This window comes from Pseudomonas sp. Z003-0.4C(8344-21) (genome assembly GCF_900104975.1).
GTDB lineage: Bacteria > Pseudomonadota > Gammaproteobacteria > Pseudomonadales > Pseudomonadaceae > Aquipseudomonas > Aquipseudomonas granadensis.
The window spans coordinates 4999366-5023550 of record NZ_LT629756.1; the positions used below are offsets into that span (position 1 = coordinate 4999366).

The following is a 24185-nucleotide window of genomic DNA, read 5'->3' on the forward strand; positions in this document are numbered from 1 at the left end:
CAACTCGAGATGCCGCTCGCAAGCGATATCCACAGGGGCACGTTCAACGCCAATCAACAGCAAACACGGCGTTTCAAACCTTGGCCGCACCCAGAACGGCGCCAAGCATGCCCAGCGAAGACAGGGTGGTCAAGCAGCGCGGCCGTTGGCTCGTACAGTATGGGCCACTATTGCGCCAACTCCGCCTGCGGCTTTGGTATATACCGCTGCAACTCGGCATGGGCCGGCGTCGCCTCGTTCTTGTCCAGTTGCTGTTTGGCGCCGAGGTAATGCTGGCTGAACACGTCGAAATACGCGTCCAGCGCCGAAGCGGCATCCGCATCACCGGCCAGTTCCAGGCACAGCGCTGCCACTTCTGCGGTGCACAGATGCTCGCTGCGGGTCGAGCGGCGCAAGCGGTAGCGCGAGAGCTTGTCGGGCAACAAGCTCAAGATCGGCAGCCGATCGAAATACGGACTCTTGCGGAAAATCTTCCGCGCTTCGGTCCAGGTCGCATCCAGCAGAATGAACAGCGGGCGCTTGCGGCTATCGGCGGCGACCGTGTTGGTCACTCGCGACGGCTCGACATACTCGCCCGGGAACACCAGATACGGCTGCCATTGCGGATCGTTGAGCAATGCCAGCAACTGCGGGTCTGGCTCGGTGCGCGACCAGATGAACGCATGGTTGTCGCGCACCACATCGGCAATCAGCCAACCGGTGTTGCTGGGTTTGAACACCTCTTTACCGGTCATGATCAGGCACACGCCCGAACGGGTTTCGACAGTCGGCCGCCAGGCGCACAGGCAATGGCTGATGATCACCCGGCAGTCGCGGCAGCGCTCGGAGCGAAAGCCCCGGGCCTGAATCGGCTTGATGCCTTCATCTTCACGCTGATCGCGCAGACGGGCTACGGCGTTGGGGGCATGGTTCATCGCAGGCGACGTCGGCAGGCAGGGAAACTCGACACGAACAACACTCGGCAGGGCAATAAAGGCCGGCAGTTTACCAGAGCGAGAGGCACAAGCCTGTACCCTCCCGACCGGCTCCCCTATAATTCGCCGCCACTGAACGCACAGTCACGTGACGGGTCGAACCACCAGTCACTGAACCAGGAGAGTTTCATGCTGCGCCTTATCGTTCCCACCGCTGCCATTCTGCTGGCGTCGTCCTTCACCGCTCAGGCAGCGTCCCTGAGTGAGCAGAATCTGAACAGAGAGCTGCGCAATGTCGCCGCCCAGAGCAGCGTCGGCACGCCTCGGGCAATCAATGAAGACATTCTCGATCAGGGCTACACCGTTGAAGGCACTCAGTTGATCAATCACCTGAGCGTACAAAAGAGCCACGCCGACAAAATGCGTGCTGACCCCAAAGCCGTGTACTTTCAGTTGGGCGCTTCGGTGTGCAACAACCCGTCGTACCGCAAGCTGATGGCCAAGGGCGCGATCATGCGTTACGACTTCACTGAAGTGAAAACCAACAAGGCGATCGGCTCGGCGAGCTATCAGGAATCCGACTGCCCGAAAGCCGCCCCGGCGAAGAAGAAGTAATCACCGCGAATTGGCGCGCCGCTGTTCATCCTCGGCGCGCAATTCGGCCAGCAAGGCCTGCAGATATTGAGAACGGCACTCGCCGCCCGCCAGACCACGGCAACGCTCCTCTTCGAGACTGATCTGACTGGTCTCGGCCGCTGCCGGTAACATTCGATACAGCTGCGTATCGATTTCCAGTACTACTCTGGCCATCTGTCCCGCCTCCTTGTCACCTGCAAATCCTTCAATAGCCTGTCACTTGCGTACTGATCGCCGCGAAGTTGTCGCATAATCAGAGGGCTGATTGCTCAGTAAGCGCTCGGATGAGCGGTAGCGCTTCGCGCTGAGCCATTCTCGGTTGCTTACAAAAGAAGTCACAGCGTAATGCCGCGCGAAGGTCTAGATTCAGAGTATTCCCGATCATCTGTTGACGGCAGCCAAGGAACTGCCCAGAGGTGTGTTTTTGCAGCGCGGCACTGACGCCGCTCGTCAGGGCCACCCGCTCTGTGCACAAAGGAGACATTGAATGCCTTACCAACCGAATGACCTCTTGAGTCGTCATTTTCAGGAAAGCGGCCCCGACCTCATCAGCAAGGTCGAAGAGCAACTCAACCGTGTTTCCCCCAACAGCCCGAACATTCCGATCTACCGCGACATGATCCTCACCGTGCTGCGCATGGCCCAGGACGACCACAACCGCTGGAACGCCAAGATCACTCTGCAGGCCCTGCGCGAGCTGGAACAGGCTTTTCGCGTGCTCGAACAATTCAAGGGGCGGCGCAAGGTTACGGTATTCGGCTCGGCCCGCACGCCGCTTGAACATCCTTTGTACGCAATGGCGCGTGAGCTCGGCGCCGCACTGGCGCGCTCCGACATGATGGTGATCACCGGCGCCGGTGGCGGAATCATGGCCGCGGCCCACGAAGGGGCCGGTCGTGACCACAGCCTCGGTTTCAACATTACCTTGCCCTTCGAACAACACGCCAACCCGACCGTGGACGGCACCGGCAATCTGCTGCCGTTCCACTTCTTCTTCACTCGTAAACTGTTCTTCGTCAAGGAAGCTGACGCGCTGGTTTTATGTCCGGGCGGTTTTGGCACACTGGATGAAGCACTGGAAGTGCTGACGCTGATCCAGACAGGCAAGAGCCCCTTGGTCCCAGTGGTATTGCTCGATACACCGGGCGGCACATTCTGGCAGGGCGCAATGGATTTCATTTGCCAGCAACTGGAGGCCAACCGATACATCCTGCCAACCGACATGAAGTTGATGCGGTTGGTCTTCAGCGTTGACGAGGCGGTGGAGCAGATCAATCAGTTCTACAGCAACTTCCACTCCAGCCGCTGGCTCAAGCGCCAGTTTGTGATCCGCATGAATCACAAACTCAGCGATCAGGCACTGGAACACATGCAGGACGCCTTTGCCGACCTGTGCCTGAGCGACCGGTTTCATCAACACGCCTATGCCGGCGAGGAACATGATGACGCTCAATTCAGCCATTTGGCGCGGCTGGCGTTCGCCTTCAACGCTCGCACCCATGGCCGTCTGAGGGAATTGATTGACTATATAAACCTGCCGGAAAACTGGGCTCATTCTCAACCACAAACCGCTCAGCGCAGCCGGGAGCCCTCAAAGGCAATTTGAAGGCAAAAAAAAAAGGCCCGCTATTTTCATAGCGGGCCGTTTTTTATTGAATCGTTCTAATCGTCCATCCCTCGACCGCTGAACAAGCGGTTGATCATCTCCATCGAAAATCCCCGATAGGTCAGGAACCGGCCTTGTTTGGCCCGTTCTTTCGCATCAATCGGTAAATGCCCGGAGAACTTGCGCCGCCAGGTTTCCTGAAGTTGCTCCTGCCAGTTGATACCGCTTTCGCGCAGGGCCAGTTCGATATCGGCACGCTGCAGACCGCGCTGGCTAAGCTCCTCACGAATCCGCAAAGGGCCATAGCCGGAACGGGCGCGATAGGAAACAAAGCTTTCGAGGTAACGGGCTTCAGAAAGCAGACCCTCTTCCGTCAGTCGGTCGAGGGCTGTTTCGATCATTTCCGCTTCAGCGCCGCGCTGGCGCAACTTGCGCGTCAGCTCGACTCGACCATGCTCGCGCCGTGCGAGCAGGTCCATGGCGGTTCGTCGCACTGCGACGAGTGTATCGAGTACGACGGTGGTCATCGCTGCTATCAGATATCAGCGTCAGCCAGATCGTCTTCGGTTTCCTTGACAGCGGAAGCCTTGGAGTCGGCAATCACTGCTGGCGACAGCAGCTTGTCACGCAGTTGCTTCTCGAGCTTCGCGGCGATTTCCGGGTTGTCCGCCAGGAACTTGGCCGAGTTGGCCTTGCCCTGACCGATCTTGGTGCCTTCGTAGGCATACCAGGCGCCGGATTTTTCAACGAAACCGTGCAGTACGCCCAGGTCGATCATCTCGCCGTTGAGGTAGATGCCCTTGCCGTAAAGAATCTGGAATTCAGCCTGACGGAACGGCGAAGCGACCTTGTTCTTCACAACCTTGACGCGGGTTTCGCTGCCGACCACTTCGTCGCCTTCCTTCACCGCGCCAGTACGGCGGATGTCGAGACGAACCGAGGCGTAGAACTTCAGCGCGTTACCACCGGTGGTGGTTTCCGGGCTACCGAACATCACGCCGATCTTCATGCGGATCTGGTTGATGAAGATCACCAGGCAGTTGGCGTTCTTGATGTTACCGGTGATTTTACGCAGCGCCTGGGACATCAGACGGGCTTGCAGGCCCACATGCATGTCACCCATTTCGCCTTCGATTTCAGCCTTCGGCACCAGCGCAGCCACGGAGTCGACGATGATCACGTCAACGGCGTTGGAGCGCACCAGCATGTCGGTGATTTCCAGTGCCTGTTCGCCGGTGTCCGGCTGGGAAACCAGCAGGTCATCAACGTTGACGCCCAGCTTGCCGGCGTACTCTGGATCGAGGGCGTGTTCGGCATCGACGAATGCGCAGGTCGCACCGGCTTTTTGCGCCTGGGCGATCACCGACAGCGTCAGCGTGGTTTTACCGGAAGATTCAGGGCCGTAGATTTCAACGATACGACCTTTTGGCAGGCCGCCGATGCCGAGTGCAATGTCCAGACCCAGAGAGCCAGTGGAGATGGCCGGGATCGCCTGACGGTCCTGATCGCCCATACGCATTACGGCACCCTTGCCGAATTGACGTTCGATCTGACCCAGGGCCGCAGCCAAGGCTTTCTTCTTGTTGTCGTCCATTAAAGTCCTCACGTAATCAATAAGGCCTGACGGCCAACACCTGTATAAGTAGCCAGTATTATTCCACAGCGTTCGAAGATCGCCTACCCCTGATTTTCGATTTCTCGTGCCGCTAGTCGCAACAGCCCCTCTAGCGCGGCCTTCACCGTTTGTCGGCGGACCTCGTCGCGGTTGCCGGGGAAGTGCTGAACCTCGCTGGAAATCGCATCGCCCACTCCCCATGCCAGCCACACCGTGCCGACCGGTTTGTTCGGCGAGCCGCCGTCCGGCCCGGCCACACCGCTGACCGCCACGGCAAAACGCGCCAGGCTTTTGTCCTGTGCACCACGCGCCATCGCCTCGACCACCTCGCGACTGACCGCGCCCACCGTCTCGAACAGCTCGGCCGGCACATTCAGCTGCTGGGTCTTCTGCCGGTTGGAGTAGGTCACGTAACCGGCCTCGAACCACGCCGAACTCCCTGGAACCCGGGTAATTGCTTCGGCGATACCGCCACCGGTACAGGACTCGGCAGTAGTCACATGAGCATTGAGCACTTGCAGACGACGGCCAAGTTCGGCGGCCAGTTGGGTGATCTCTTTCACGGCGCACTCCGGATCGTGTGGAATGCGTACCACCGTACACGAGCCGGTTGCATCTTCACTACACAGAATCATTCAAAATGTGCAGGCGCCAGCGCTCTGACATAGGCCTGACAGGCCTGCAAGGCAATCAATCCGCGGTCGCCGGTGTCGGTGATGGCGACAATTCGTTGAGCATGCGCCGGGTCAAGTCGGGCGCGTACGGCTGCATGATCCACGCGGCCGGGGCCGGCGGTGGCTGGCACGTTGCAGCCTGGGGCAACGTCGCCGGCGTCGAGAAGGACTGACAGGCGCACATCAGCAGTAGCAAGACGATCGCGCAGGCGATCCTGATCACGTTGGGCATCGCTCAGCGCTCGAAAATGGGTTTGTTCACTGCTCGCGAGCCGCTGCTCCAGTGCCAGGCGTTTATCCTGTTCAGCCTGTTGCGCGGTGGCGGCGGCGAGATTCTGTTGATTGACGGCTTCAGCGTTTAACCGTGACTGCTCCGCCAGTTGCCGCCCGTAACGCCAGTCCTGAAACTGCCAGGCCGCCGCAAAAGCACCGGCGGCCAGCCATACAATGCCAATCACTCGCCAGGGGATTGGCATAGCACCGCCCTCGCCCGCGCCCAGATTTCCAGTCGATCCTGCAAACCGTTCAACCCGCCGTTTATGCGTCGGGTGATGATGTTGAACTGATCACGATCGGCCAGCTCATTCAGGCCCTTCTGTTCCCAAAACCATGCCGCAGACTCGGCCGCCCACTGTGGCTGCTCAAGCAGTTCGGGAAGGGACAACAGGCGTTCATCGCCGAACAACCCAAGGCTGCACTGGCGATAGTTGCTGCGGCCGGTGATCTGGATCAGGCCGCGGCCGCGATACTTCTGCCCGTCGCCGTCAGCCTCCGGCGTGTTGCCCAGACGCAATGCCAACGTACCCGTGTCGTATTTGCTCAGGTACTGGTTGTTGCCCAGTTCGCGCACGTAACGCAACTGTCCCGACTCGTGGCCGATCTGCGCAAGAAACGCGGCAATGCGCTTGGGCGAGTCGATGCGACGACGCGCCATGGCGTTGTTCAGTGCACAAACAAAAACGCCCGCTTGGGAGCGGGCGTTGGGCATGATGTCGATAAGGTTGTTTTCGGTTATTTGCATAATGCTTGATTCTCCCTGGATTGCCCCGATTGAATCATGGCTGGCGGTTGCTGCGTGCCAACCATTTATTTGCCAGAGTTTTCAGGGTTCCGGTCGCGCCAGTTTCTGCGGGTACTCCATCCACCGGCAGCACCTGCCCCCCCGATAGCTGCCATTGTTGAAATTCCAGCCAGTCGCGATTGCCGGGTTCCTCGGGGATAAATGCACAGTCAGCCAGGCGCAGCACGCCGCAGGCGCTGAGTTGATAAGCCATGAATGTCGCTCCTAGATTTCAGCGTCCGCTGTCCATTCAAGTTGCAAGGTCTGCCCCGGTGCGCTGCCGACCGGCGTGACAGTAGCAAAAGAAACACTACGATCGGTTACGCCCTGAAGAAGCGTACCGGTGCAAGCCTTGCTGATTGTTTGATTCCATACCTGATTACTGCTGTCTGCCGGGCAATAGGCGGTAACAGTCGGCTGAACTCTTTTCTGCACCAGAAAGCCGATCGTCATCCCGTATTGGCCGGTGTTTCCTGCCGGGACCTGGGTGAAGGTCGAGATACAGGTATTGGTGCCATTGTTGGCTTTGACCGGCAGCCCGGACGCGAAAGACTTTTCATAGTAGCGCTGACACAACGCCAGCTCTTGCGCGATGGACCGATGTTCAAAGGGAGTGGATACCGGACCCTCCTCCAATTGAACCTGTGCCAGGTCCACCGTTTGCAGAACGTTGAGAGGCAAGTCGAACGCCAATATCAGGCAGTCGCCGCTGCCTTGCATCTTCCCGGCAATGGCAGGAACCTGGAACGTTGCGGTGTAGCGAGTCCATGCCGTGCTCAATTGAAACGCATCGACCAGCTTGCCAACGGGGGCCGATCCGCCCGCGCCGAATTGTTGCGCAATGGTTACTTGTAATGATCGCGCGGCATCGGATCGGGCCCAAAACGTCAACGTCGCGGTTTTACCCGCGAGCGTTCTGACCGACTCGATATTCTGGGAGATTTTGTGAACGGTCGCGCCCGCGCCCGCAGCGGTTTGCTGCCAGCGCAGGAAGCAGGCCGGCTCATCGGAGACCTCGCCTTGCCCGAGAGCAAAGTTCTGACGAGTGATGCTCACGCCCGCATTACCGTTCCAGTCGCAGCGAAATCGGTCCGCCACATAGCCGCCGGTATTGGGCCCCTGGTTGGTTGTGCCACGCTGCCAGATCCGGAAATCACCGTTGATCAACAAATTCCTGCAATAGACCTGCACCGGGAATTGTTGCAACGGGTCAGGCCTGGAAAGCTGTCGAATGGCGTGGGCCAATTGATCGGTCTGTTCTTCGTCAGGCGTCAGGCCAGCGGCTGTAATTGCATTGAGAATTTCCTGGGTAACACTGTTGCCCCAACTCGCCGGAATCAGCGACCCCGGCTTTCCTGCAATCGGGTCTTCGTCGACAAACCTGCCGTTTTCCAGACCTGAGCCCGGAATGCTTTTCGGATAATCCATATCACGTCCCTGATGATTTAAAGCGCGGCAGCCAGCCAGCGCGGTGCCACCGGCCGATGCTCACTGAATGGGAAGAATGAACCTTGCGGCCACTCGCGCAACGCCCGTCGATACGTTTGCAGTTCGGCGTATTGCTCAGTGGTCAATGTCGTGCCGCCGCCGTCCTCCAGTTCATCGCGGTCGCGTGCGACCAGGCCGTCGGTGGCGGCGAGCTGCGCTGTACGCCACAAGCGCTCGATGTCAGCAGCTTCATCCGGTGAAGGCGGCGGTGGATCGACCAGAACCGGATAGCCGGTATCGGCACGCACACCAATCACTTTCGGGATGACCGCCATCTGCTGCAGCAACGAGATCCAGTACCCCTGAGGAATTTCGATAACGTCGTCGGGAATGTCCGACGAATTGATACCCGGTACATAGGCGCCCCGGGTACTGGCGCTGAACAAAATATTGAACGGATTCATTCAGTAGCCCTTTGCAAGGTAAAAAACACCCCAGTTCGCACTGACGTCACCGGTGTAGCTTCGCACCTTCAGCCGGCAGCCCTGTTTCGTCGCAGAGTTGGAGTACATGGTAACCATCGCGCCATCGCCCCCCGAGTGGATGGCCACGATCGATGAAAACGCGTTAGGAAAAGAGATAGGAAAGCTGACATTAACGTCGCCTTTGGCATCCGTGGTGCCAACACCCCACTGGTCGATGTTACCGCTGGGATAGCGTTGATAACCGACGTTGCCTACGACACCGGAATGCGCTGTGGCGTACCTGTCGCTGACCGATCCCCCATACAATCGCCACTGATTGCTCAGCTTGATCAGATAAGCGGAATCACCAAGATCCAGCTTCAGCGGTCCGAATGTGCCGTTACAGGTTTCGATCTGTTCATTGGCTGCCGGACTGATCGTCAAGATACCGGTGCCCGCATTGATCACGTGAAGGGTACTGGCGTGAGCAATTCCGTTGGTTGAAGGCAACGTCGCTGTGATCGGCGAGTTATTCGCGAAGCTGGCGACTCCACCGATATTGGCAGCACTCAGAACGGTGCTCACTCCATAGGACACGAAACCGGAAAACTGCAAACCTGTTCGGGTTACGAATTCAGTCGTAGCAACCGATTTGCCACTGTCAAATTGCGGCGCAGTCACAAATAACTTGTTGCTGCGTAAAGCCACTAACAGCTGATCATTGGCCGACTCTGTAGGCGTAAGACCGGCAGCCTGGATGACCTTCAGCAATTCCTGCGTGACGCCGTTCCCCCAACTCGCCGGAATCAACGATCCCGGTTTACCCGCTACCGGATCCTCATCGACAAACTTGCCGTCCATCAGGCCCGCACTGGGCACACTTTTTGGATAATCCATTACTCATCTCCTGATCTGAAAACACACAACCTGATGGCGTTAGCCAGCATCAGCGGCGAGCCAATCGGGGGCCGAGGGCCGGGAAACTGACGAAGGAAACTGGCTTGAATCAGGCCAGTCACGCAGTGCCTGGCGGTATTCCAGCAACTGCAGATACTGAGCGGGCTTGAGCGTTGTCCCACGCCCCAGCGCCTGCTCATCGCGATGCCGCGCCACCCACCATTCCGTAGCCGACAGGCTGGACTGACGCCAGGTGCGTGCTGCTGTCGAAGGCTCTTGCTCCTCGACGACAGTTACAGGAATGACGACAGGGTTGCCCGTGGCCGGTAGCGGCTCGACCTCGTGGCGCAATTCACTGACGGGTGCGCCGATCTCAACGTGCATGCCCTCCGGCACCCGCACCATCGCCTCGACAAAAGCCGGTGCATACAGTTGAGTGATTGCGTACTCACCGGTATCGATCAGCTCGACCGCGACACCGTTTTCCAGCCGTGCATAACAGGCCATTACTCGTACTCCCAGATTTCACAGAAGGCATTACCGCCGACACCGCTAAGAACAGAGGCGGACGCACTGGTCGAACAAGAACCACTGCCACCCGAGCCTCGATTCCCTGAAGTGCCGGGGCCACTAAGGCCCATCAACGGGCCGCCGCCATCAAACGGACTCGCCCCACCGCCGCCGGCCAATACGCCCCAATTGGCGTTGTACATGGCATAACCACCGCCAATTCCACGTGCGTTAGCCAGGTTTCCACCCGTCACGGCTTGCCCTCCGGCGCCACCCTGGACGAAGCCGACTGCCGTGGCTGTCACGGGGAATGTCAGGATTTGCCCGCCCATGCCTCCCGCTGCGCTCATGTAGCTGCCAAAAGAAGCACCACCACCGGCCTGCCCCATCGCGTTACGTGAAGCGCCACCTGCTCCCAGTGAAACCGGTACGCCGGCCATCATTTCCGCGCTCACGTCATACAAACTCTCGCTATAGGCGCCACCGCCACCGCCACCGCCGATACTGTGATAACCCGCTACCACCGGTGCACAGCCGCCGCCCGAACCACCGGCACCTACCAGACGCACACGAATGCGCCTGGCCCTTGGGTTAGGCTTGTAAACCGTGATCCCAACCGTCTCGATCTGCCGGACTGCCAGCAACCGCCCCACCGCATCGGTGATGCCATAACCAGCCAACGTGGTTGGGGTATTTTTCAGTCTGGTGAAATCAACAAGGGCGCCGATGGCTGTGGCCAGTTGATCGGTTTTGGCTTCATCCGGCGTCAATCCGGCAGCCTTGATCGCGTTGAGAATTTCCTGCGTGACGCTGTTGCCCCACGCTGCGGGAATCAACGATCCCGGTGTTCCGGCGAGCGGGTTTTCATCGACGAAGCCGCCGTCGACGAGGCCCACGCCGGGAATAGTTCTTGGATAGTCCACGTCAGAACCTTTTTTCAGTTTTACAGGCAGCCGAATGCCGGCAGCACAAGGCCGCCTGTCAGTATTTCAGTGAGTAAGTCGCGTATTAAACGGTCGGCGAATTCACGAATCTGGCCGGTGCGGTCGGCCACTCAATGACCGATGGATAATCCGCTTGCAGCTCGATACGCGCCAGGTTCAGGGCGTAGCGTTTCCAGGCTTGCAGCGAAGCCGACTGCTCTGCGGTGGCCTCACCCACGTCATAGGCATATTGCAATGGTGCGACGCGAATGATCACCTCACGCAGACGGTTGTCGCGTTCACTATCGGCTTGCGCTGCCAAGCCTGCACGCTCGGCTTCGATGTCCAGTACCCAGTCGTCATCCTTCCAGAAGTAGTAGCTGTTTGGCCGTCCCTTGACCGTCAGATAATCAGGCAGCGGGCCCAGTTCGCTCCAGTAGACATAGTTGCCATTGTCCTTGCGATAGACGAACCGGTTGCGCAGGTCGATCAATTGCGAGGCCTGTGCATTACGCCAAACCCAGACATAACCGACCTCGGGAGTCGGCAACAGCTCCGTCAGCACAATCACATTACCGGGTATCTGAACGCCGATGCCCGGCGTCACTGGCAAGTCGATCGGGCCGGTGAGGATCTGGTTGGTTTCGTCTACTACGTAGTAGTAATCCATTGTTGAACTCCTTTGCTGATGAAAGAAGCCGCAAGCGGGCCTCAAATAAGTTTTATCCGGCCTGGATAAGCCGTGTTGCGCGGACGGGTTTCAATTCCACCGGTGTTTTCGGTGAAGCCGAGACTGATGTTGGCTTGGTTGAACAAGGCATCAGGTGCCGCGTTCTGTGCCGACACCAGCGGTACGCCCAGCAAGTCGCTTTTGAGTTCATGGCGATGGGAGCGGAACATGTCTACCTGCCAACTGCCGATCGAACGACCGGCATCCACGCCTCGACCCTCGTCGCTCAATCGAATGAACTCACCGCGACCTTCCGGCCCGCGAAAGGTCAACGTGCCGTCGCCACTGGTCCAGCCTCCTTCGGCCCCGACTCTTGCGGCCTCGGCGGTCAGCGCGCCGGACTGCTGCGCGTGATCCCACAACCATGGCCAGTCGCTGCGACTGAACACCGCCCCGTTAAGCGGACCGTATCCGCCGGGGTTGAGCAGCGTAGTTGTCTCGAATACAGCCCGGCCCAATGGCGTGCCGTCGAACCGTCCGATCGGCCACCAGTTGCCCGCGCCGTCACTGCGCAGATGCCACCAGTCCCCCGAACCCATCAGCACGAAAAACGGATAGCCGGCAGCGACCAGATGGGTATGAAATCTGATTCTGTCGGTGCCCGAAGCTCGCACCACCAGGCGCGACGTCGAGTTGTCGACCCGACGCACAATGGCGTCACGGACCCCCAACGCGCGGTCCGATGGCGGCAGGCTGATGGTGGTCGCACCACTGCCCGCATTGACCAGTACCAGACCGAGCTCATTTGCCGCCAACGCGTGGGAGTCCGACACACTGATCACTGACGTGCCCATCGGACTGGCCAATGCCAAGAGGGCCTGCAAGGCTTTGAGCAACTGCCGATTGTCCCCTTCGGCAGGCGTCAGTCCCGCACCGGTGACAACGTTGAGCAGCTCCTCCGTGACCGCATTGCCCCAAACGGCGGGAATAAGTGAACCCGGCGTGCCCGCCACCGGGTTCTCATCAACGAAACGGCCATCGACCAGGCCGACGCTGGGGACGCTTTTTGGATAGTCCATGGATTACTGGTTCTCTGGTAAATGACAAATGAACCGCGCCGGGCCGGTCGCCATGGCGGCCTGTGCGAAATAAAAAAAGCCCACGTTGAAGTGGGCTCGGTTGACGCAGAACTGAGTCGTGGGTCTAGCCGGAAACCCCGCTGACAAGGTCACGAATCGCTACCAACGCATCATCGGCAGCGCTGCGCGCCAGATCGATCTTGCCCTTGCTCGCCTGTGCACGGATCTGCGCCTTGGCCTTCAGGCGCAAGGTGCGCAGGCTCAGCAAGTGGTCGGTGAGTTGATCGGCCTTGGCGAGAATCTGCTCTGCTGCCTGCTTGGCGGTGCGGCCCTTGACGACCCAGGCTGCGACCGACAACGGGATTTCCTTCTTCGGGTAGCCGGCATCCTGATAAGCCTGCGCGTCGGCGGCGGCCTGGGCGTATTCCATGGCCTTGAGCGGGTCGCCGGCCAGTGTGGCGCGGGCGCTGTCGGCGGCGGTGTCGACTTTCGCGCAAAGCCGCTCGACGTCTTGCGCATCCAGCACGACCTGTTTTTCCGCGTTCAATACCCACTTCTCGCCGTCCCAGTCATAGGCTGCCGAAGGTTGAGGCAGACGCATCTCGCCGTCGAACTGATGAAGTTCCTGAATAACGATCATCGAATAAGCTCCCAGGACAGTTGCACGTTCACCGCGTCGGCGAAGTTGACCGCGATGCCGACACTGTAATCGGTGATTGGATGCGCCTTGATGCCCATGCTCAGCAACAGCTCATCGCTGTCGGCGTTTGATTGGCCGAGGTTGTGTTCTGCCTGATAGCACTGCCAGAGCGAGCGAAGATTGGCATGGTCGAAACTGGCGACCAGCGTGGAAACCGTAACGTCATTAACGGTGTTATTGGTGAACAACACGCAAGGGGAGACGGTCGCCGGGCTCCAGCCAAGGGCATTATTCGAGACGCCAGTGCTGACGGGCGACAGATAGCTGTAATTGCCCCCGGCCCATCCGGTTGATGGAAAAGCAACAGTCGTCACTGCCGTCGAGGACGGTGTCGGGTTACCCGCCACAAGGCGTGCCGAACGCGCATGAGGGTCCAGCGGCAGAAAAATTGCACCGGTGCCGTTAACCGTTTGCGTCCAGGTCAAACGGGCGCGGTTGTAGATCGTGCGCACCGTCGGCACGGAGCCGGGCGCCCCGGTGATGACCCAGGCCAGGCACATGTCCAGCGCCGTTGACTGAAACCCGCCACCCGCTGCGGCGTTAGCCGTACCTTTCAACGACTCCGGGACAACGTCATGAATGTTGCCGCGCTGCACGTAAAAGGTCAGCGCACCACCCACGGCTTGTGCACGTAAAAAATAATGACTGTTGGGCAACAGATCGACGCTGCTCCAGGCGAATGTCACGAACGTACGCGAACGTCCCAACTGGCCGCTGACGATTTCCTGACCCAGGCTGATAAACGTACCTGCGGCAATCGAAACCCTGCCACCGCTGGTAGACGCTGCAGCCGGGCTGACGACCAGTCGGCCATCGGCGCTGGCCACGGTCGGCAGCGGCAAAGCCACCAACGGCAACGCCAGATCCTGATTCCAGCCCTTGGCCGTCACCGACTGAATCGCCTGCAACAACTGATCGTATTTCTTCTCGTCCGGCGTAATCCCGGCCGCATTGATCACGTTGAGAATTTCCAGCGTGACCCCGTTACCCCAATCTGCCGGAATCAACGACCCCGGCGTTCCGGTCAGCGGGTTTTCATCGACAAACTTGCCATTCACCAGACCGGCGCTCGGCACACTGTTCGGATAATCCATCCCTCATTCCTTCCTAGTCATAATTGATGTGCACCTTGGTATGCGCCGGCGCGCTGCGGTGGATCAGGCATTCCAGCGCCGAGCCCGGGTTGACGCCGAAGCGCTCGCCCCAGTAGCTCGCGCCGTAACGCCGGCCGAGCAGCAGGCGGCCGCCGGTATTGAGCGTCCACATGAATTGCGCTTCCCAGGTGCCCCAATGGGCCGAGCCGAACCGGGCACGGCCCATGCGCGGCGCTTCGTGTTCGGTGATGGTGGCGTTGGGGTAGCCCTGGCTTTTGGCGATGTCGAGGTAGTAGCCGACAGCCTGGCTGCCGACCGCGAGCAAGCGGCGGCGTACGGCGAGGCGGCGGTCGTCGAACAGCGGCGTGGCGCCCAGGCACGGGTCGGGCAGGTTCATCACCTGTTCCCAGTCCGGCACCAGTTCGCTGACGCCGGCCGGGTCCATCTCGTTGAGCAGGTCAGCGGCGCGCGCATCTAGGCGCGCCAGTTCGACGGCGACGCCTTGCAGCACTTCTTCGAGCTCCGGCACACGTTCCGGGTCCCACGCCGGGCCGCTGGGCAGCAAGGCGCGCAGTTGCGCCTGATATTGCGCGGCGGTTCTTATGCCCCCCATACGCAGCCCCCAAACGTCAGCAGCTCGCTGTCCTTGGCGGTGACGTTGGCGACCGGCGCGCTGAGCACGTGATCGGTTTCACCGGCAGCGCTGCTGATGGCTTCGCGAATGTGGCTGATCAGCAGATCCTCGCCGAGGTCGGCCTCGCGGTTGTGCAGATCGCGCAACTGGGTTTCGACCGCCGCGCGTACGGCGCTGGTGTCCGGCGTGAGCTTCAGGCGGTAGGTCACCGGCACCTGAATCGGCGCACGCACATGCACTTCGGCGGTCACTGGGCGCAACGGCTCGATGTACGCCTGCACCTGCGCCAGTTGCTCGTCGTTGGGCACCGGTTGTGGATCGTCGTCACGCATGATGTACACACCGACGGTGCCGGGGCCGAGAAAGCCGCCTCGGCACCAGGCCCGGGTCACGCCGGGCACTTCCAGTGCCCAGGTTTCGTAATCGTCGGCCGAGCCGCCGTGGGGAATGATCCGGTACGAGCGAATCACCCGCGAGCGCAGCGATTCGAGACTTTCCCGCGCGACGCCGCCGCTGAGACCCGGCGCCAGCACGACGAAGCTGTTGCCGACTACGCCGGCAATCGGCTGCACCGGCGTCAGCGCCAGCCCGGCGTCGGCATTGCCAAGGCTGCCGGCCTCCAGCGCTGCAATCGTCGTCGTGTTGCTGCCATTGATTGCAGTGCGTGCGCTGGTGACTTTGTAGGTGCGGCCATCGCTCGATTGCAGCAGCGTGTCGACGTCCAGCAGCGCGCCGGCCGTGGCGCTGAAACTGACGCTGCCGCTGGCGACTTGCGCGGGTTTGCGCGGCTGGTTCAAACGCAGTGCGGCGATGCGCTCCAGAGTCGACTCATCGGCGGTGTCCGGCAGGATCTGTTCGGCGATCCAGTCGAGGTAGCCGTACAGACCATACGCGGCGCCGCTGAGGGTGCGGGCCAGCACTTGCGCATCGGACTGGCGCAGCGAATCGCCGGCCAGGTCGCTTTGGGTGCGCTTGATCAGCACCGGCAGCGAAGGGGTTTCAAACGGCATAGATCACCTGCCAACTGTTATCGGGGTTGATGTCCAGGCGTTCGCCATCGGCCAGGGTCAGGACCGTGCGCAGGTTCAGGCGCTGGGCGTCGAGGCGTTCACTGAGGATGTCGATGGCGCTGCAGTGACCGTCGTCGATCAGCCATTGCAACGCCTCGCGGGCATAGAATTCAGCGTCCATCTGGGTCTGTCGGGTCAGCTTGACCCGGCGCAGCAGCCACAACCGTGAACCGATGCGATCGTCGGCGACGGTGGGAAAGCTGTCGCCCCACCAGCCGAAACGTTCTTCGTCGTCGAGGGCGTCGTCATCGGCGGCGCGGCGCCAGGTGAACAGGCTGATCAGCACCGCGCGGGTCAGTGCGGCATGCAGGTTCGGGCTGATCAGCATCATTTGCCTCCTGCCGGCACGCCGGTCTGACCGTTGCCGGCCTGAACGCCGACGTGCACATGGTTGATCTGGCTGATGCCGCCAGCGAGCTGGTCGCCAGTGGAAACGATCTTGCCGGTCTGGTTGATGACGGGCGTATCGAAGTTCACCGCGCTGCTGGCGCGGATGTTCAGCGTGGCGGTTTCAATGTCGATGATCCGCCCGCGCTTGAAATGAATCCGGTCGCCCTCATCGGTGTAGATCGCCACTTCACCGGCGGCGAGCGATTGCAGGCGATAGCGGCGGTCGGCGATGACCAGGGCGATCGCATGGGAACGGTCACCGCCAATGAAAGTGACGACTCCTTCGGCGCCAGCCAGTGGATGGCTGGTGAAACCGTAGGGTTCGAAGTGTTCGAGGTCGTCGTTCACTTCGCCGGCGGTGAGGCGCATTTGCAGCGATTGCAGCTTGGAGGCCGAATTGGCGAGCACGACAGTGCCGCGCGCCAGCAGGCGTGTCAGTAGGCTCATGGGGGTGTCCTGAAGAGTTTGTCGACACGGTCCCTGTGGGAGCGGGCTTGCCCGCGATGGCGGCGTGTCAGGCAAAGAAATGTTTGCAGTAACCACCGATATCGCGGGCAAGCCCGCTCCCACAGGGGGCGGTGGTGTCAGGAGGGATCGGTGTCAGGTCTGGGGTTTTTTCGCTGGCGTTGGATCAGCATCGAAGGTATGCGGCGGTGCCACCTGCAAGGTGGTCACCGAGCCCTGCGCCGACAGCGAATAGGTGACTTTGGAAATCAGCATGTCGCCGTCGAATCCCAGTACCGGATCTTTCACCCGCACCAACGTGTTGTGCCGCCACAGATCGCCGTTGGCCTGACGCCAGCCCTGCACCTGATAGGTAGTGGTTTGCGCCCGGCCCATGCGGGTGGCGCTTTCCCATTGGGCACGCTGCTGCGCCAACTCAAAGGTCAGTTGCGTGCCTTCATTGATCACCGTGGTGCGCCGTCGTTTGAAGGTCAGGTCGGCGGCCGTCGATTCGACTTCGCTGACCGCCGCCCCGCTCTGCTTGTCCGAGCCTTTTTGCTGGCCGATCACCCGGTACTCGGAGAACACCTGGCTGTAATCCATGGGCGCGTTGGCGGACAGAATATTCTTGCCCAATTCGAGCACATCACTGGCCCGACCGCCGCTGCCGGGTTTGGCCAGTACGAGTTGGCCCAGCTCGTTGTCGGTGGAAAACACCCGCAGCAGCGAGAGCAGACGATCGATCGACTGAAATACCGTTTCACCGGGCACGATGGTGTGTTTGGTCAGGCGTGTGGTTTCACTGATTTCATTAACCACCGACAACCCATATTCCCTGGCCAGATCCTGAACGATGTTCAGCAATGGCTGCTGCTGCCATTGGCTGGGCAGGTTACGGGCAGCACAATCGACCAGATCCTGAGTCCTGGAACTGCCTTCGATGGTCAGGCTGATCTGCCGGCCGTCATAGCGGATCGGCGCCTTGAACACGTAACCGGTCAGCACCAGATCCTGGCCGATTTTCACTTCGCACGGGTCACCCGGTTTGATCCGCTGATCCACCGTCTGCCCCGGCCACTGCCAGGTGATGTCGAGTTTGAAGGTGCGGAACTGGCGCTCCAGATCAGCGCTGATTTCCACGCTTTTCCAGCCGCCGTATTCCATGTTGTTGACGGTCAGCGTGACATGGTTGTCCATCTCGCTCATGGCTCACTCCCTGGAGACTTTGACGTCGTTGGGGGCAAAGCCCGGATGGTTCATCGCATTGCTCTGCGTCACTTCAGTCACCCGCGTGGCATCGGCAAATTGCCGGTAGGCCACCACCAGTGCAGGCAAGCTTTCCTGGAACGATTTGCTGACCTGTCGCACCCCCGAAGACGCCACGGCCTTGAGATGCGCAAGCAGCGCTTCCTTCACGTCATTGATGGCCTGGTGGTGTTTGGGATCGGCCTTGTCGAGCATCGGGTCAATCGCCGCTCCGACGGCCTTCTGCAGCGCCTTCATTTCCTCGGTCACCGGCACTTCCTGACGGGTCACCGGTCGATCCGCCTGATGCGCCACCGAAGGGGTCGAAAGGAGTTTTACCGCAGGGCTCGCAACCGGCATCGACGCCACCCATTGCGCCACTTTGACCAGCAGCGTGTCCTGCACCAGATCCGCCATGGCTTGCGCCGCCGCGTTGGTGTCCTTGCCGGTGGTGATCTTCGGCGCATCGGCCTTGCGAATGGCTTCGAGTTGTTGCGACACGTCGGCAATCACGCCACGGTAGCCCTCCTTCGCGAACGCCTTCAGCTCCTTGATATCGCCAAGCAAGCCTTTGAACTCTGCCGCCACTTCCTTGGGCAACTCCTTCACGGCCTTGACCAGTTCGGTGATCTGCCGGTACTGCTCGATCAGCGGTTTGAGCTGTTCCTTGATCACCTCGTAAACCCCGGTCAGGCTGTTGCGCAGATTGGCGATGCCGATCCGCGCAGCCTTGATCAACGTCATCGCCTGTTCAAACCGCGCCACGGCCGAACCCAGCAAGGTGTCGGCCTTGGCCAACAGGACTTTCTGGGTGCTGACCGTCGCGGTCGGGAAAGGCAACGGTTTATCGGGGTAGAACTTCAACGCAAAGGTCACCAGCCCGCCGTCCTGGCGGGTGTGGGTCATGTCGCATTCGCCGACCTTGACCTGCAAACGACCGAGCCACGGATGCACCAGCTCGCCACTGCCCGCCTCTAATGCCTTGAGTAGCTTGTCGCGCTGCTCCAGGCAATCAGCGCCGACAATGAAGGCGGTAATGTCGTGAATCTTCGCCTGCTGGCCGAGGTCTTCGAAATGTGGCAGGTCACGTTGCGGGTATTCGTGCAATTGCCCCTTGCGCCCGACCGGGGTTTTCGCCTGGTCGATCCAGAAGCCGACACCGCGAAAGGATGCCGGCAACAAACGGTCACGCCAGTTCATTGAGAACCTCCCATCGACAGCGAGCGATAGCCGATGCGCGACGCCACGGCCAGGCCCGGTTGATTGGTTTGCGGTTGTTCGGTGCGCAGCCCCGCCGGCGCATTTTCGAAGCGCACGGTCAGGCCGCCTTCGAGTTGCGTGCGGTTGTTGATTGCGCTTTGTTGGATCAGCGCGCCTGAACCTTGCTGCAACGAGCCGCTTTGCAAGGTGCCGTTGCCGGCAGCCATCGAGCTGGCCCCGAAGAACGCCGGTGCGAGTTCACCCTTGCCTTCGGCGTTGGTCTGGCGTTGCGCCTGGGTCAGCGTTTCAACCTTGCCGGTGACGTTGGCGATCAAGCCGGCAAAGCCACCGTCGAACAACTCCTTGATCGGCGCAATGACGGTTTGCAGCTTTTGCCACAACTCGCCGAACCACTCGGTGACCGGCCCCCAACTCTCGATGATCTGATCCAGAGGTTTCCATTCGAACAGGCCGTGCAGAAAATCCACGACCGGCGCGGACAGCGCCAACACAACACCCCAGATCGCCGAAAAAACCTCACCGATCGGCTGCCAGTACCGGGCAATCTGCTCCAGCGGCGACCACTCGAACAGGCTGGTGAAAAAGCCTTTGACCCGTTGCACCGACGTTTGCAACGCCATCCAGATCGGTTCGAAGAACCCGACAATTCCACCCCAGGCACTGGTGAGCATTTCCATCGGGAAAAAATCGAACAGCGTGCGCAAAATATCGCGGGTGCTTTGTATGGCCGACTGCAGCGCCGTCAATATCGGCTGGAAATACGCAATGACACCTCCCCAGGTGCTGGTAATCATCTGCATCGGCGAGAAATCGAACAGGTTTCTGAGAAACGCCATCACCGGCACACTCAAGGCCTCGAGCAATTCCCAGATCGCCGAAAACAGGCTGGTCAGCGGCCCCCAATTTTCGATGATCATGCCGGCCGGGGACCAGGAAAACACCGATTGCAGGAAATCCGTCAGCGGCGCGGTGACGGCTTTGACCTTGTCCCAGACGCCCGCAAAGAACCCGCCGAGCGGTTCCCACAGCGCCGCCAATGTGGCTAGTGGTCGCCAGTCGAGCACCGAGCGCAACGTGGCCATTGCCCTCGCCCCGACGTTTTTGATGCCTTCCCACATCCCGGTAAAGAAAGCACTGATCGGCGTCCAGTTGGCGACAATCAAACCGGCCGCCACGGCAATGCCCATGGCAATCAGCATGATCGGGTTGGTCTTGAGCACCATGCTCATCACGTCGAACACCTGCGTGGCGCCGCTCACTGCGGTTTGCATCGCCGAAAAGGCGATGGCCCCCGCCGCCAGGCCTTCGACCAGTTGCGGATTGTCGGCGAGCAGGCTGCCGACCTGGGTCAGCACCGGTTCCAGACCGACCACCAGCGCCCCAACGGCCGGCACCAGGGCGGCGTCGACCGAGGCCGAGACCTTTTCCATCGAGGCACTGAACACGTTCATGTTCTGCGCAGCGGCTTTCGGCGCGGCGGGCAGCTCAACGGTTTTCGCCGTGTCGCTGACGTCGTTCAATTTGCCCTGAAACGCCGCCGCCGATTTGATCCCTTCCACGAACGGCGTAATCACACTGCCGCCCTTGAACAGACCACTGATGTCCAGTTTGCCAAGGCCAGTCTGTTCGAGATTGTTTTTGAAGCTCTCGACCTTCACGCGCAGGGCGCCGAGTTTGGGCGAGAGTTCATCGATGCCGGTGATCAGCACCGGTTTCGGGGTTTTCTTCTCTTCGTCTGCCATCACTGCACCTGCTGCATCGCATTGATCCGTTGCGCGTGCTCCAGCGATTCGCGGAGCACATCCAGTGGCCTGGCCATCATCTGTTCGGGGTCAACCTTCCAGAACCAGGCCAGGTCATAGGCGACGGCGATCAGGTCGGTGATGGCGCCGACGCCGCACTCATGAAAAAACTCGCAACGGCCCAGCTCAACGCGTTGAGGTCAGCCAGATCCAGCTGGTTGACCGACGACGGCGGAATGCCGGCGCAGACGGCGATGTATTTGGCCGCCACGTCCATGTCGAGGCTGACTTCTTCGCTCTTGTCGATCTTGTACGGCAGCGCCTTGATCGCTCGCACTTCCTGCACCGTCGGGCGGCGCAGGACGAGTTCGGTCAGGGGCTCGCCGTGAGCTTCGATCGCAACCTGAAGCTTCACGGCGCCGCTCATTGCCAGGTCCCCTTGATGCCTTCGAATTTCAGTTCGATGGTGGCGTCATCGCCTTTGGAGACCGGCTCTTCGACCAGGTAGGCACCGGCCAGTACGTAGACTTTGCCGTTGCTGAATTCGCAGGTGACGGTGATGTCGGTGCCTTCGATCAGCTTCTTCAGCGGAAAATCGGCGGTGTGCAGCGCAGTCACTTTGAACGACGGCGCGATGTCGGTTTCCTTGTAGAAACCGGGCACGACGGTTTCGCGTTTGACTGCCATCAGCGGGGCTTCGCAGCCGCCGTTGATCGTCAGTTGTGCGCCGTCGACCTTGACGTAGCAGGTGCCTGCAATCAGTTGACCCATGGTGTTACTCCCTTGTAATGAAAAAGCCCACGCGGGGTGGGCTGAAAGCTTGGCGAAAATGACGGCGATCAGGCCGCGTCGTCGTATTGCAGACGGAACTGGTTGAGCAGTGCGAACACGCGCAGACCGTTGATGTAATCCGGCGGGAACAGCACGTTCACGCGGCTTGGGTCCTGCACGTCGCGCTCGACGATCAGGTGCTCGGCGAACAGCTCGGCGTTCTCGACGTGGCCTTCCAGTTCGAGCTTGGCGTACTGGGCGATCAGCTCGCCACGAATGGTCGCCGGGGTAACGATCGGCTGGCCGGCGCCGAAACGGGTGCCGTCGGAGGCCAGTTTGTGCCGACCGTATTTGCTGGTGATCACGCTTTGCAGACGACGCACGATGAACGCCGACTGGTGCATGGTTTCGCTGTCCAGGTAGGAGTTGTCGGCCTGGCCGTAAGCGTTTTTCTGGTAGGTGGTGATCGAGCGCTGGATGCGCACGTAACCGCCTTCGTAGTACGCGGTGGCGATGCCGTAGTTGAGCAGCGATTGCCGCTCGGTCAGGGTGAACCGCTCGCTGGCCGGCGCCGGATCGACACCCGGCAGGCTGCCGCTTTGCGTCGGACGGCTGGCATCTGCCGAGATGAACACCGCGGTGCGTGCAGCCAGTGCCGCCGCTTGTACCCAGAACGGTTGCGGAACGCCCGGCTCCAGCGCCTGAATGGTCATGTGCTGGTCGTTGCGCGCCTGGCCTGCGGCGACCAGAGTGCCGACGGTGCCGCGCTTGGCGCTGTAGACATGACCGAACAGTTGCTTGGCCCACGACCAGCGACCGGTGCTGTCATCCATGACTGCTTGCCAGGTGTTGAGGGTCGACAGATCGGACCACGGCAGTGCGATGAACTCGAACGGCTCGTCGCCCAGTGCCGCCACCGCAGCCACTTGATCCGGCACACCGGCGCCGCCGGTCATGGCGGTGATCGCAGTGGTCAGTCCGGCCGGGGTTTCTTCGCCGTTGCTCTTGCCCAGGCGATTGAATTGCAGGCTGATGTCGTTGCCGCTGTCGCCGGTCCATTTGGCGCTCAGGGTGACCACGCCTTCAGCGGCAGCAGCGCTGACCGGCAGATCGGCCGTGGCGTTGATTTTCTGCGCCAGGGCGGTGGCCGCTTGAGCCGCGGTGGCACCGTTGACCACAGTGGCCTGCACCCGCACGCCGCCAACATACAGGTTGAGCACGCCAGCCTGAGTGGCTGCGCCGGTCAGCGTCAGCACGCCTTTGGCGATCGCGCCTTCAGCGTTGTGCAGCGGCAGGCACCAGATCTCACCGATCGGGTCGGCCTTGCGGAAAGTCTCGTACATCGAGGCGAGCATCGAGCCCTGACCACCGATGCTTTTTGCCAGCGCCACGCTGGACACCAGCACCAGTTTGCCGACCTCGGTCGGGGCGATGTTGTCGTTGACCTGCGCGACGATCAGACGGCGCATGGCCGACGTCGCACTGTTGGCGGCCGAATTGTCCATTTCGGCATAGAACAGCGGTACACGAATGTCCGCCGGGATGTTGCTGAATCCGATCGCCATTATTTGGCTCCCTTTTGTTTGGCTGTTGCGGTTTTGAGGGTGATGTCGCCGTCGGCCAGACGGCGGCGCCACCAGGCGCTGTCGGGCACTTCACGGCCTTCAGGCGGCAGCAGGTCGCCGGCCTCCGGGTCAGGCACGACGCGGCCGGCGGCCGGCAGCACAGTGATGCGGTTGCTCATGGGGTTACGTCTCCAGAGAAAGTCATTTCCACGCGCCCATCGGGGCCCGGGCGTTGCAGGTTGGAGTCGGCCGGATCGATCGCATCGACCCGCACGGTGGCCCCGGTAAAGGACGACAAACCGTCCAGTTCGCGTTCATGCCAACTCTCCGCAGGCTGACTTGGCAGATTGCGGCCGAGCTGGAACTCGGCAAAAAAGCGCAGCCGATAAAACGCGCGGCTGCTGTTGAGCGAGACCAGTTCGCCGCCGTCATAAACGATGGCGCTGTAGTCGGAATCCACTTTGAAACCCACCAGTGCGCGCCACACTTCGGCGCGCAGCTCATGCAACAGATCCAGCGCTTTTGTCGCGTCGCTGGCGTCAAGCACGAGGACGATTTCGAAGCGGTCGCGGATCGGTTGGCTGGTGAGGTTTTGGGCGGTGCTGTTGCTGGCCAGATCGGCCAGTGCTGTGATGCTCGCGCACGGAAGTTGTAGCGTCGCATCGGCTTGCAGTGCAGCGACGTCAATGCCCACTGCGATTCGATTGCCCAGCGTTGGGCACTGAGCACGCAGTTGCGTGACCAGAGGGGTCATTTTCATGAAGAGCTACCGAGTGGGGCCGTCACAGGTCAGCGCCTGCACTCAACCCGGATTAACGATGTGCCTCAGCCGT

The 24185-nt window shown here is 60.6% G+C and carries 31 protein-coding genes; 2 read left to right on the forward strand and 29 right to left on the reverse strand.

The genetic code is table 11. The features are described 5' to 3' along the window. Positions 1-167: 167 nt before the first annotated feature. Positions 168-914, reverse strand: coding sequence for a tRNA-uridine aminocarboxypropyltransferase (locus BLU24_RS22595; protein WP_093104102.1), 747 nt, complete (start codon positions 912-914; stop codon positions 168-170). 189 nt (positions 915-1103) lie between these two features. Here BLU24_RS22595 and BLU24_RS22600 point away from each other — a divergent pair, with 189 nt between their 5' ends. Continuing rightward, positions 1104-1529 carry a PA3611 family quorum-sensing-regulated virulence factor gene (locus BLU24_RS22600; RefSeq protein ID WP_007908738.1) on the forward strand — a complete coding sequence of 142 codons (426 nt, stop codon included), beginning with the start codon at positions 1104-1106 and terminating at the stop codon, positions 1527-1529. On the opposite strand, the gene BLU24_RS22605 is transcribed toward BLU24_RS22600, so the two are convergent. Continuing rightward, positions 1530-1724 carry a hypothetical protein gene (locus tag BLU24_RS22605; RefSeq protein ID WP_093104105.1) on the reverse strand — a complete coding sequence of 65 codons (195 nt, stop codon included), beginning with the start codon at positions 1722-1724 and terminating at the stop codon, positions 1530-1532. It lies immediately after the preceding gene. A 313-nt stretch (positions 1725-2037) separates the two neighbouring features. On the opposite strand from BLU24_RS22605, the gene BLU24_RS22610 reads away from it, so the two are divergent. Then, positions 2038-3156 (forward strand): TIGR00730 family Rossman fold protein, encoded by a 1119-nt coding sequence (locus BLU24_RS22610; RefSeq protein WP_093104109.1) that lies wholly within the window; start codon positions 2038-2040, stop codon positions 3154-3156. 56 nt (positions 3157-3212) lie between these two features. Here the strand turns inward: BLU24_RS22610 and recX are convergent, their stop codons facing one another. The 27 genes from recX to BLU24_RS22745 all read right to left on the reverse strand — a co-directional run bounded on the left by recX (position 3213) and on the right by BLU24_RS22745 (position 24112). Beyond that, positions 3213-3683 carry a recombination regulator RecX gene (recX, locus tag BLU24_RS22615; protein ID WP_093104112.1) on the reverse strand — a complete coding sequence of 157 codons (471 nt, stop codon included), beginning with the start codon at positions 3681-3683 and terminating at the stop codon, positions 3213-3215. 8 nt (positions 3684-3691) lie between these two features. After that, positions 3692-4750, reverse strand: a complete 1059-nt coding sequence (recA, locus tag BLU24_RS22620; RefSeq protein ID WP_090282065.1) for a recombinase RecA — start codon at positions 4748-4750, stop codon at positions 3692-3694. A gap of 83 nt (positions 4751-4833) precedes the next feature. Next, entirely contained in the window at positions 4834-5334 is a 501-nt protein-coding gene (locus BLU24_RS22625; protein WP_093104115.1) for a CinA family protein, read from the reverse strand. A 68-nt stretch (positions 5335-5402) separates the two neighbouring features. After that, positions 5403-5921 (reverse strand): lysis system i-spanin subunit Rz, encoded by a 519-nt coding sequence (locus tag BLU24_RS22630; protein ID WP_093104117.1) that lies wholly within the window; start codon positions 5919-5921, stop codon positions 5403-5405. Continuing rightward, positions 5900-6466, reverse strand: a complete 567-nt coding sequence (locus tag BLU24_RS22635) for a glycoside hydrolase family 19 protein (protein ID WP_093104119.1) — start codon at positions 6464-6466, stop codon at positions 5900-5902. The genes BLU24_RS22630 and BLU24_RS22635 overlap by 22 nt, the downstream gene beginning before the upstream one ends. A 34-nt stretch (positions 6467-6500) precedes the next feature. Beyond that, complete coding sequence (locus BLU24_RS22640) at positions 6501-6719, reverse strand: hypothetical protein (protein ID WP_090282061.1); 219 nt, start codon at positions 6717-6719, stop codon at positions 6501-6503. Between the two features lie 11 nt (positions 6720-6730). Then, positions 6731-7933 (reverse strand): carbohydrate-binding protein CenC, encoded by a 1203-nt coding sequence (locus BLU24_RS22645; RefSeq protein ID WP_093104121.1) that lies wholly within the window; start codon positions 7931-7933, stop codon positions 6731-6733. Between the two features lie 17 nt (positions 7934-7950). Further along, entirely contained in the window at positions 7951-8397 is a 447-nt protein-coding gene (locus BLU24_RS22650; RefSeq protein WP_093104123.1) for a phage tail assembly chaperone, read from the reverse strand. Continuing rightward, entirely contained in the window at positions 8398-9294 is an 897-nt protein-coding gene (locus tag BLU24_RS22655) for a gp53-like domain-containing protein (protein ID WP_093104126.1), read from the reverse strand. It abuts the gene before it with no gap. Positions 9295-9333: 39 nt separating this feature from the next. Continuing rightward, entirely contained in the window at positions 9334-9801 is a 468-nt protein-coding gene (locus BLU24_RS22660; RefSeq protein WP_093104129.1) for a phage tail assembly chaperone, read from the reverse strand. Further along, positions 9801-10727 (reverse strand): glycine-rich domain-containing protein, encoded by a 927-nt coding sequence (locus BLU24_RS22665; RefSeq protein WP_093104132.1) that lies wholly within the window; start codon positions 10725-10727, stop codon positions 9801-9803. Before BLU24_RS22665 ends, BLU24_RS22660 begins: the two co-directional genes overlap by 1 nt. Before the next feature lie 85 nt (positions 10728-10812). Then, on the reverse strand, positions 10813-11397 hold the full coding sequence (locus BLU24_RS22670) for a tail fiber assembly protein (RefSeq protein ID WP_093104135.1): 585 nt from the start codon (positions 11395-11397) through the stop codon (positions 10813-10815). A gap of 41 nt (positions 11398-11438) precedes the next feature. Continuing rightward, positions 11439-12476, reverse strand: coding sequence for a phage tail protein (locus tag BLU24_RS22675; RefSeq protein WP_093104137.1), 1038 nt, complete (start codon positions 12474-12476; stop codon positions 11439-11441). Positions 12477-12600: 124 nt separating this feature from the next. Then, positions 12601-13116, reverse strand: a complete 516-nt coding sequence (locus tag BLU24_RS22680; protein WP_093104140.1) for a phage tail protein — start codon at positions 13114-13116, stop codon at positions 12601-12603. Further along, complete coding sequence (locus BLU24_RS22685) at positions 13113-14270, reverse strand: phage tail protein (RefSeq protein ID WP_093104143.1); 1158 nt, start codon at positions 14268-14270, stop codon at positions 13113-13115. The genes BLU24_RS22680 and BLU24_RS22685 overlap by 4 nt, the downstream gene beginning before the upstream one ends. Before the next feature lie 13 nt (positions 14271-14283). Beyond that, on the reverse strand, positions 14284-14883 hold the full coding sequence (locus BLU24_RS22690) for a YmfQ family protein (protein ID WP_093104145.1): 600 nt from the start codon (positions 14881-14883) through the stop codon (positions 14284-14286). After that, positions 14871-15914, reverse strand: a complete 1044-nt coding sequence (locus BLU24_RS22695; protein ID WP_093104148.1) for a baseplate J/gp47 family protein — start codon at positions 15912-15914, stop codon at positions 14871-14873. Before BLU24_RS22695 ends, BLU24_RS22690 begins: the two co-directional genes overlap by 13 nt. Further along, positions 15904-16302 carry a phage GP46 family protein gene (locus tag BLU24_RS22700; RefSeq protein WP_093104150.1) on the reverse strand — a complete coding sequence of 133 codons (399 nt, stop codon included), beginning with the start codon at positions 16300-16302 and terminating at the stop codon, positions 15904-15906. Before BLU24_RS22700 ends, BLU24_RS22695 begins: the two co-directional genes overlap by 11 nt. Next, positions 16302-16811 (reverse strand): phage baseplate assembly protein V, encoded by a 510-nt coding sequence (locus BLU24_RS22705; protein ID WP_093104153.1) that lies wholly within the window; start codon positions 16809-16811, stop codon positions 16302-16304. Before BLU24_RS22705 ends, BLU24_RS22700 begins: the two co-directional genes overlap by 1 nt. A 153-nt stretch (positions 16812-16964) precedes the next feature. Beyond that, a complete protein-coding gene (locus BLU24_RS22710; protein WP_093104156.1) occupies positions 16965-18014 on the reverse strand; it encodes a phage baseplate assembly protein in 1050 nt (349 codons plus the stop codon). A 3-nt stretch (positions 18015-18017) separates the two neighbouring features. Further along, positions 18018-19253 carry a DNA circularization protein gene (locus tag BLU24_RS22715; protein ID WP_093104159.1) on the reverse strand — a complete coding sequence of 412 codons (1236 nt, stop codon included), beginning with the start codon at positions 19251-19253 and terminating at the stop codon, positions 18018-18020. Then, positions 19250-21016, reverse strand: coding sequence for a phage tail protein (locus BLU24_RS22720; RefSeq protein ID WP_093104162.1), 1767 nt, complete (start codon positions 21014-21016; stop codon positions 19250-19252). The genes BLU24_RS22715 and BLU24_RS22720 overlap by 4 nt, the downstream gene beginning before the upstream one ends. A 130-nt stretch (positions 21017-21146) precedes the next feature. Then, a complete protein-coding gene (locus BLU24_RS22725) occupies positions 21147-21443 on the reverse strand; it encodes a phage tail assembly protein (protein ID WP_007908778.1) in 297 nt (98 codons plus the stop codon). Then, the gene (locus BLU24_RS22730; protein ID WP_007908779.1) at positions 21440-21787 is read right to left on the reverse strand and encodes a phage tail tube protein; all 348 of its coding nucleotides are present in this window, start codon (positions 21785-21787) and stop codon (positions 21440-21442) included. Before BLU24_RS22730 ends, BLU24_RS22725 begins: the two co-directional genes overlap by 4 nt. Positions 21788-21855: 68 nt before the next feature. Further along, on the reverse strand, positions 21856-23352 hold the full coding sequence (locus tag BLU24_RS22735) for a phage tail sheath subtilisin-like domain-containing protein (RefSeq protein WP_093104164.1): 1497 nt from the start codon (positions 23350-23352) through the stop codon (positions 21856-21858). Continuing rightward, a complete protein-coding gene (locus BLU24_RS22740) occupies positions 23352-23531 on the reverse strand; it encodes a DUF2635 domain-containing protein (protein WP_093104167.1) in 180 nt (59 codons plus the stop codon). Before BLU24_RS22740 ends, BLU24_RS22735 begins: the two co-directional genes overlap by 1 nt. Beyond that, the gene (locus BLU24_RS22745) at positions 23528-24112 is read right to left on the reverse strand and encodes a phage tail terminator protein (protein ID WP_093104170.1); all 585 of its coding nucleotides are present in this window, start codon (positions 24110-24112) and stop codon (positions 23528-23530) included. Before BLU24_RS22745 ends, BLU24_RS22740 begins: the two co-directional genes overlap by 4 nt. Positions 24113-24185 lie beyond the last annotated feature (73 nt).

Excerpts from the sequence above, each read along its gene's own strand:
- BLU24_RS22595 (WP_093104102.1), bottom strand. The coding sequence starts at position 914 with ATGAACCATGCCCCCAACGCCGTAGCCCGTCTGCGCGATCAGCGTGAA.
- BLU24_RS22600 (WP_007908738.1), top strand. The coding sequence starts at position 1,104 with ATGCTGCGCCTTATCGTTCCCACCGCTGCCATTCTGCTGGCGTCGTCC.
- BLU24_RS22605 (WP_093104105.1), bottom strand. The coding sequence starts at position 1,724 with ATGGCCAGAGTAGTACTGGAAATCGATACGCAGCTGTATCGAATGTTA.
- BLU24_RS22610 (WP_093104109.1), top strand. The coding sequence starts at position 2,038 with ATGCCTTACCAACCGAATGACCTCTTGAGTCGTCATTTTCAGGAAAGC.
- recX (WP_093104112.1), bottom strand. The coding sequence starts at position 3,683 with ATGACCACCGTCGTACTCGATACACTCGTCGCAGTGCGACGAACCGCC.
- recA (WP_090282065.1), bottom strand. The coding sequence starts at position 4,750 with ATGGACGACAACAAGAAGAAAGCCTTGGCTGCGGCCCTGGGTCAGATC.
- BLU24_RS22630 (WP_093104117.1), bottom strand. The coding sequence starts at position 5,921 with ATGCCAATCCCCTGGCGAGTGATTGGCATTGTATGGCTGGCCGCCGGT.
- BLU24_RS22635 (WP_093104119.1), bottom strand. The coding sequence starts at position 6,466 with ATGCAAATAACCGAAAACAACCTTATCGACATCATGCCCAACGCCCGC.
- BLU24_RS22640 (WP_090282061.1), bottom strand. The coding sequence starts at position 6,719 with ATGGCTTATCAACTCAGCGCCTGCGGCGTGCTGCGCCTGGCTGACTGT.
- BLU24_RS22645 (WP_093104121.1), bottom strand. The coding sequence starts at position 7,933 with ATGGATTATCCGAAAAGCATTCCGGGCTCAGGTCTGGAAAACGGCAGG.
- BLU24_RS22650 (WP_093104123.1), bottom strand. The coding sequence starts at position 8,397 with ATGAATCCGTTCAATATTTTGTTCAGCGCCAGTACCCGGGGCGCCTAT.
- BLU24_RS22655 (WP_093104126.1), bottom strand. The coding sequence starts at position 9,294 with ATGGATTATCCAAAAAGTGTGCCCAGTGCGGGCCTGATGGACGGCAAG.
- BLU24_RS22660 (WP_093104129.1), bottom strand. The coding sequence starts at position 9,801 with ATGGCCTGTTATGCACGGCTGGAAAACGGTGTCGCGGTCGAGCTGATC.
- BLU24_RS22670 (WP_093104135.1), bottom strand. The coding sequence starts at position 11,397 with ATGGATTACTACTACGTAGTAGACGAAACCAACCAGATCCTCACCGGC.
- BLU24_RS22675 (WP_093104137.1), bottom strand. The coding sequence starts at position 12,476 with ATGGACTATCCAAAAAGCGTCCCCAGCGTCGGCCTGGTCGATGGCCGT.
- BLU24_RS22680 (WP_093104140.1), bottom strand. The coding sequence starts at position 13,116 with ATGATCGTTATTCAGGAACTTCATCAGTTCGACGGCGAGATGCGTCTG.
- BLU24_RS22685 (WP_093104143.1), bottom strand. The coding sequence starts at position 14,270 with ATGGATTATCCGAACAGTGTGCCGAGCGCCGGTCTGGTGAATGGCAAG.
- BLU24_RS22690 (WP_093104145.1), bottom strand. The coding sequence starts at position 14,883 with ATGGGGGGCATAAGAACCGCCGCGCAATATCAGGCGCAACTGCGCGCC.
- BLU24_RS22695 (WP_093104148.1), bottom strand. The coding sequence starts at position 15,914 with ATGCCGTTTGAAACCCCTTCGCTGCCGGTGCTGATCAAGCGCACCCAA.
- BLU24_RS22700 (WP_093104150.1), bottom strand. The coding sequence starts at position 16,302 with ATGCTGATCAGCCCGAACCTGCATGCCGCACTGACCCGCGCGGTGCTG.
- BLU24_RS22705 (WP_093104153.1), bottom strand. The coding sequence starts at position 16,811 with ATGAGCCTACTGACACGCCTGCTGGCGCGCGGCACTGTCGTGCTCGCC.
- BLU24_RS22710 (WP_093104156.1), bottom strand. The coding sequence starts at position 18,014 with ATGAGCGAGATGGACAACCATGTCACGCTGACCGTCAACAACATGGAA.
- BLU24_RS22715 (WP_093104159.1), bottom strand. The coding sequence starts at position 19,253 with ATGAACTGGCGTGACCGTTTGTTGCCGGCATCCTTTCGCGGTGTCGGC.
- BLU24_RS22720 (WP_093104162.1), bottom strand. The coding sequence starts at position 21,016 with ATGGCAGACGAAGAGAAGAAAACCCCGAAACCGGTGCTGATCACCGGC.
- BLU24_RS22725 (WP_007908778.1), bottom strand. The coding sequence starts at position 21,443 with ATGAGCGGCGCCGTGAAGCTTCAGGTTGCGATCGAAGCTCACGGCGAG.
- BLU24_RS22730 (WP_007908779.1), bottom strand. The coding sequence starts at position 21,787 with ATGGGTCAACTGATTGCAGGCACCTGCTACGTCAAGGTCGACGGCGCA.
- BLU24_RS22735 (WP_093104164.1), bottom strand. The coding sequence starts at position 23,352 with ATGGCGATCGGATTCAGCAACATCCCGGCGGACATTCGTGTACCGCTG.
- BLU24_RS22740 (WP_093104167.1), bottom strand. The coding sequence starts at position 23,531 with ATGAGCAACCGCATCACTGTGCTGCCGGCCGCCGGCCGCGTCGTGCCT.
- BLU24_RS22745 (WP_093104170.1), bottom strand. The coding sequence starts at position 24,112 with ATGAAAATGACCCCTCTGGTCACGCAACTGCGTGCTCAGTGCCCAACG.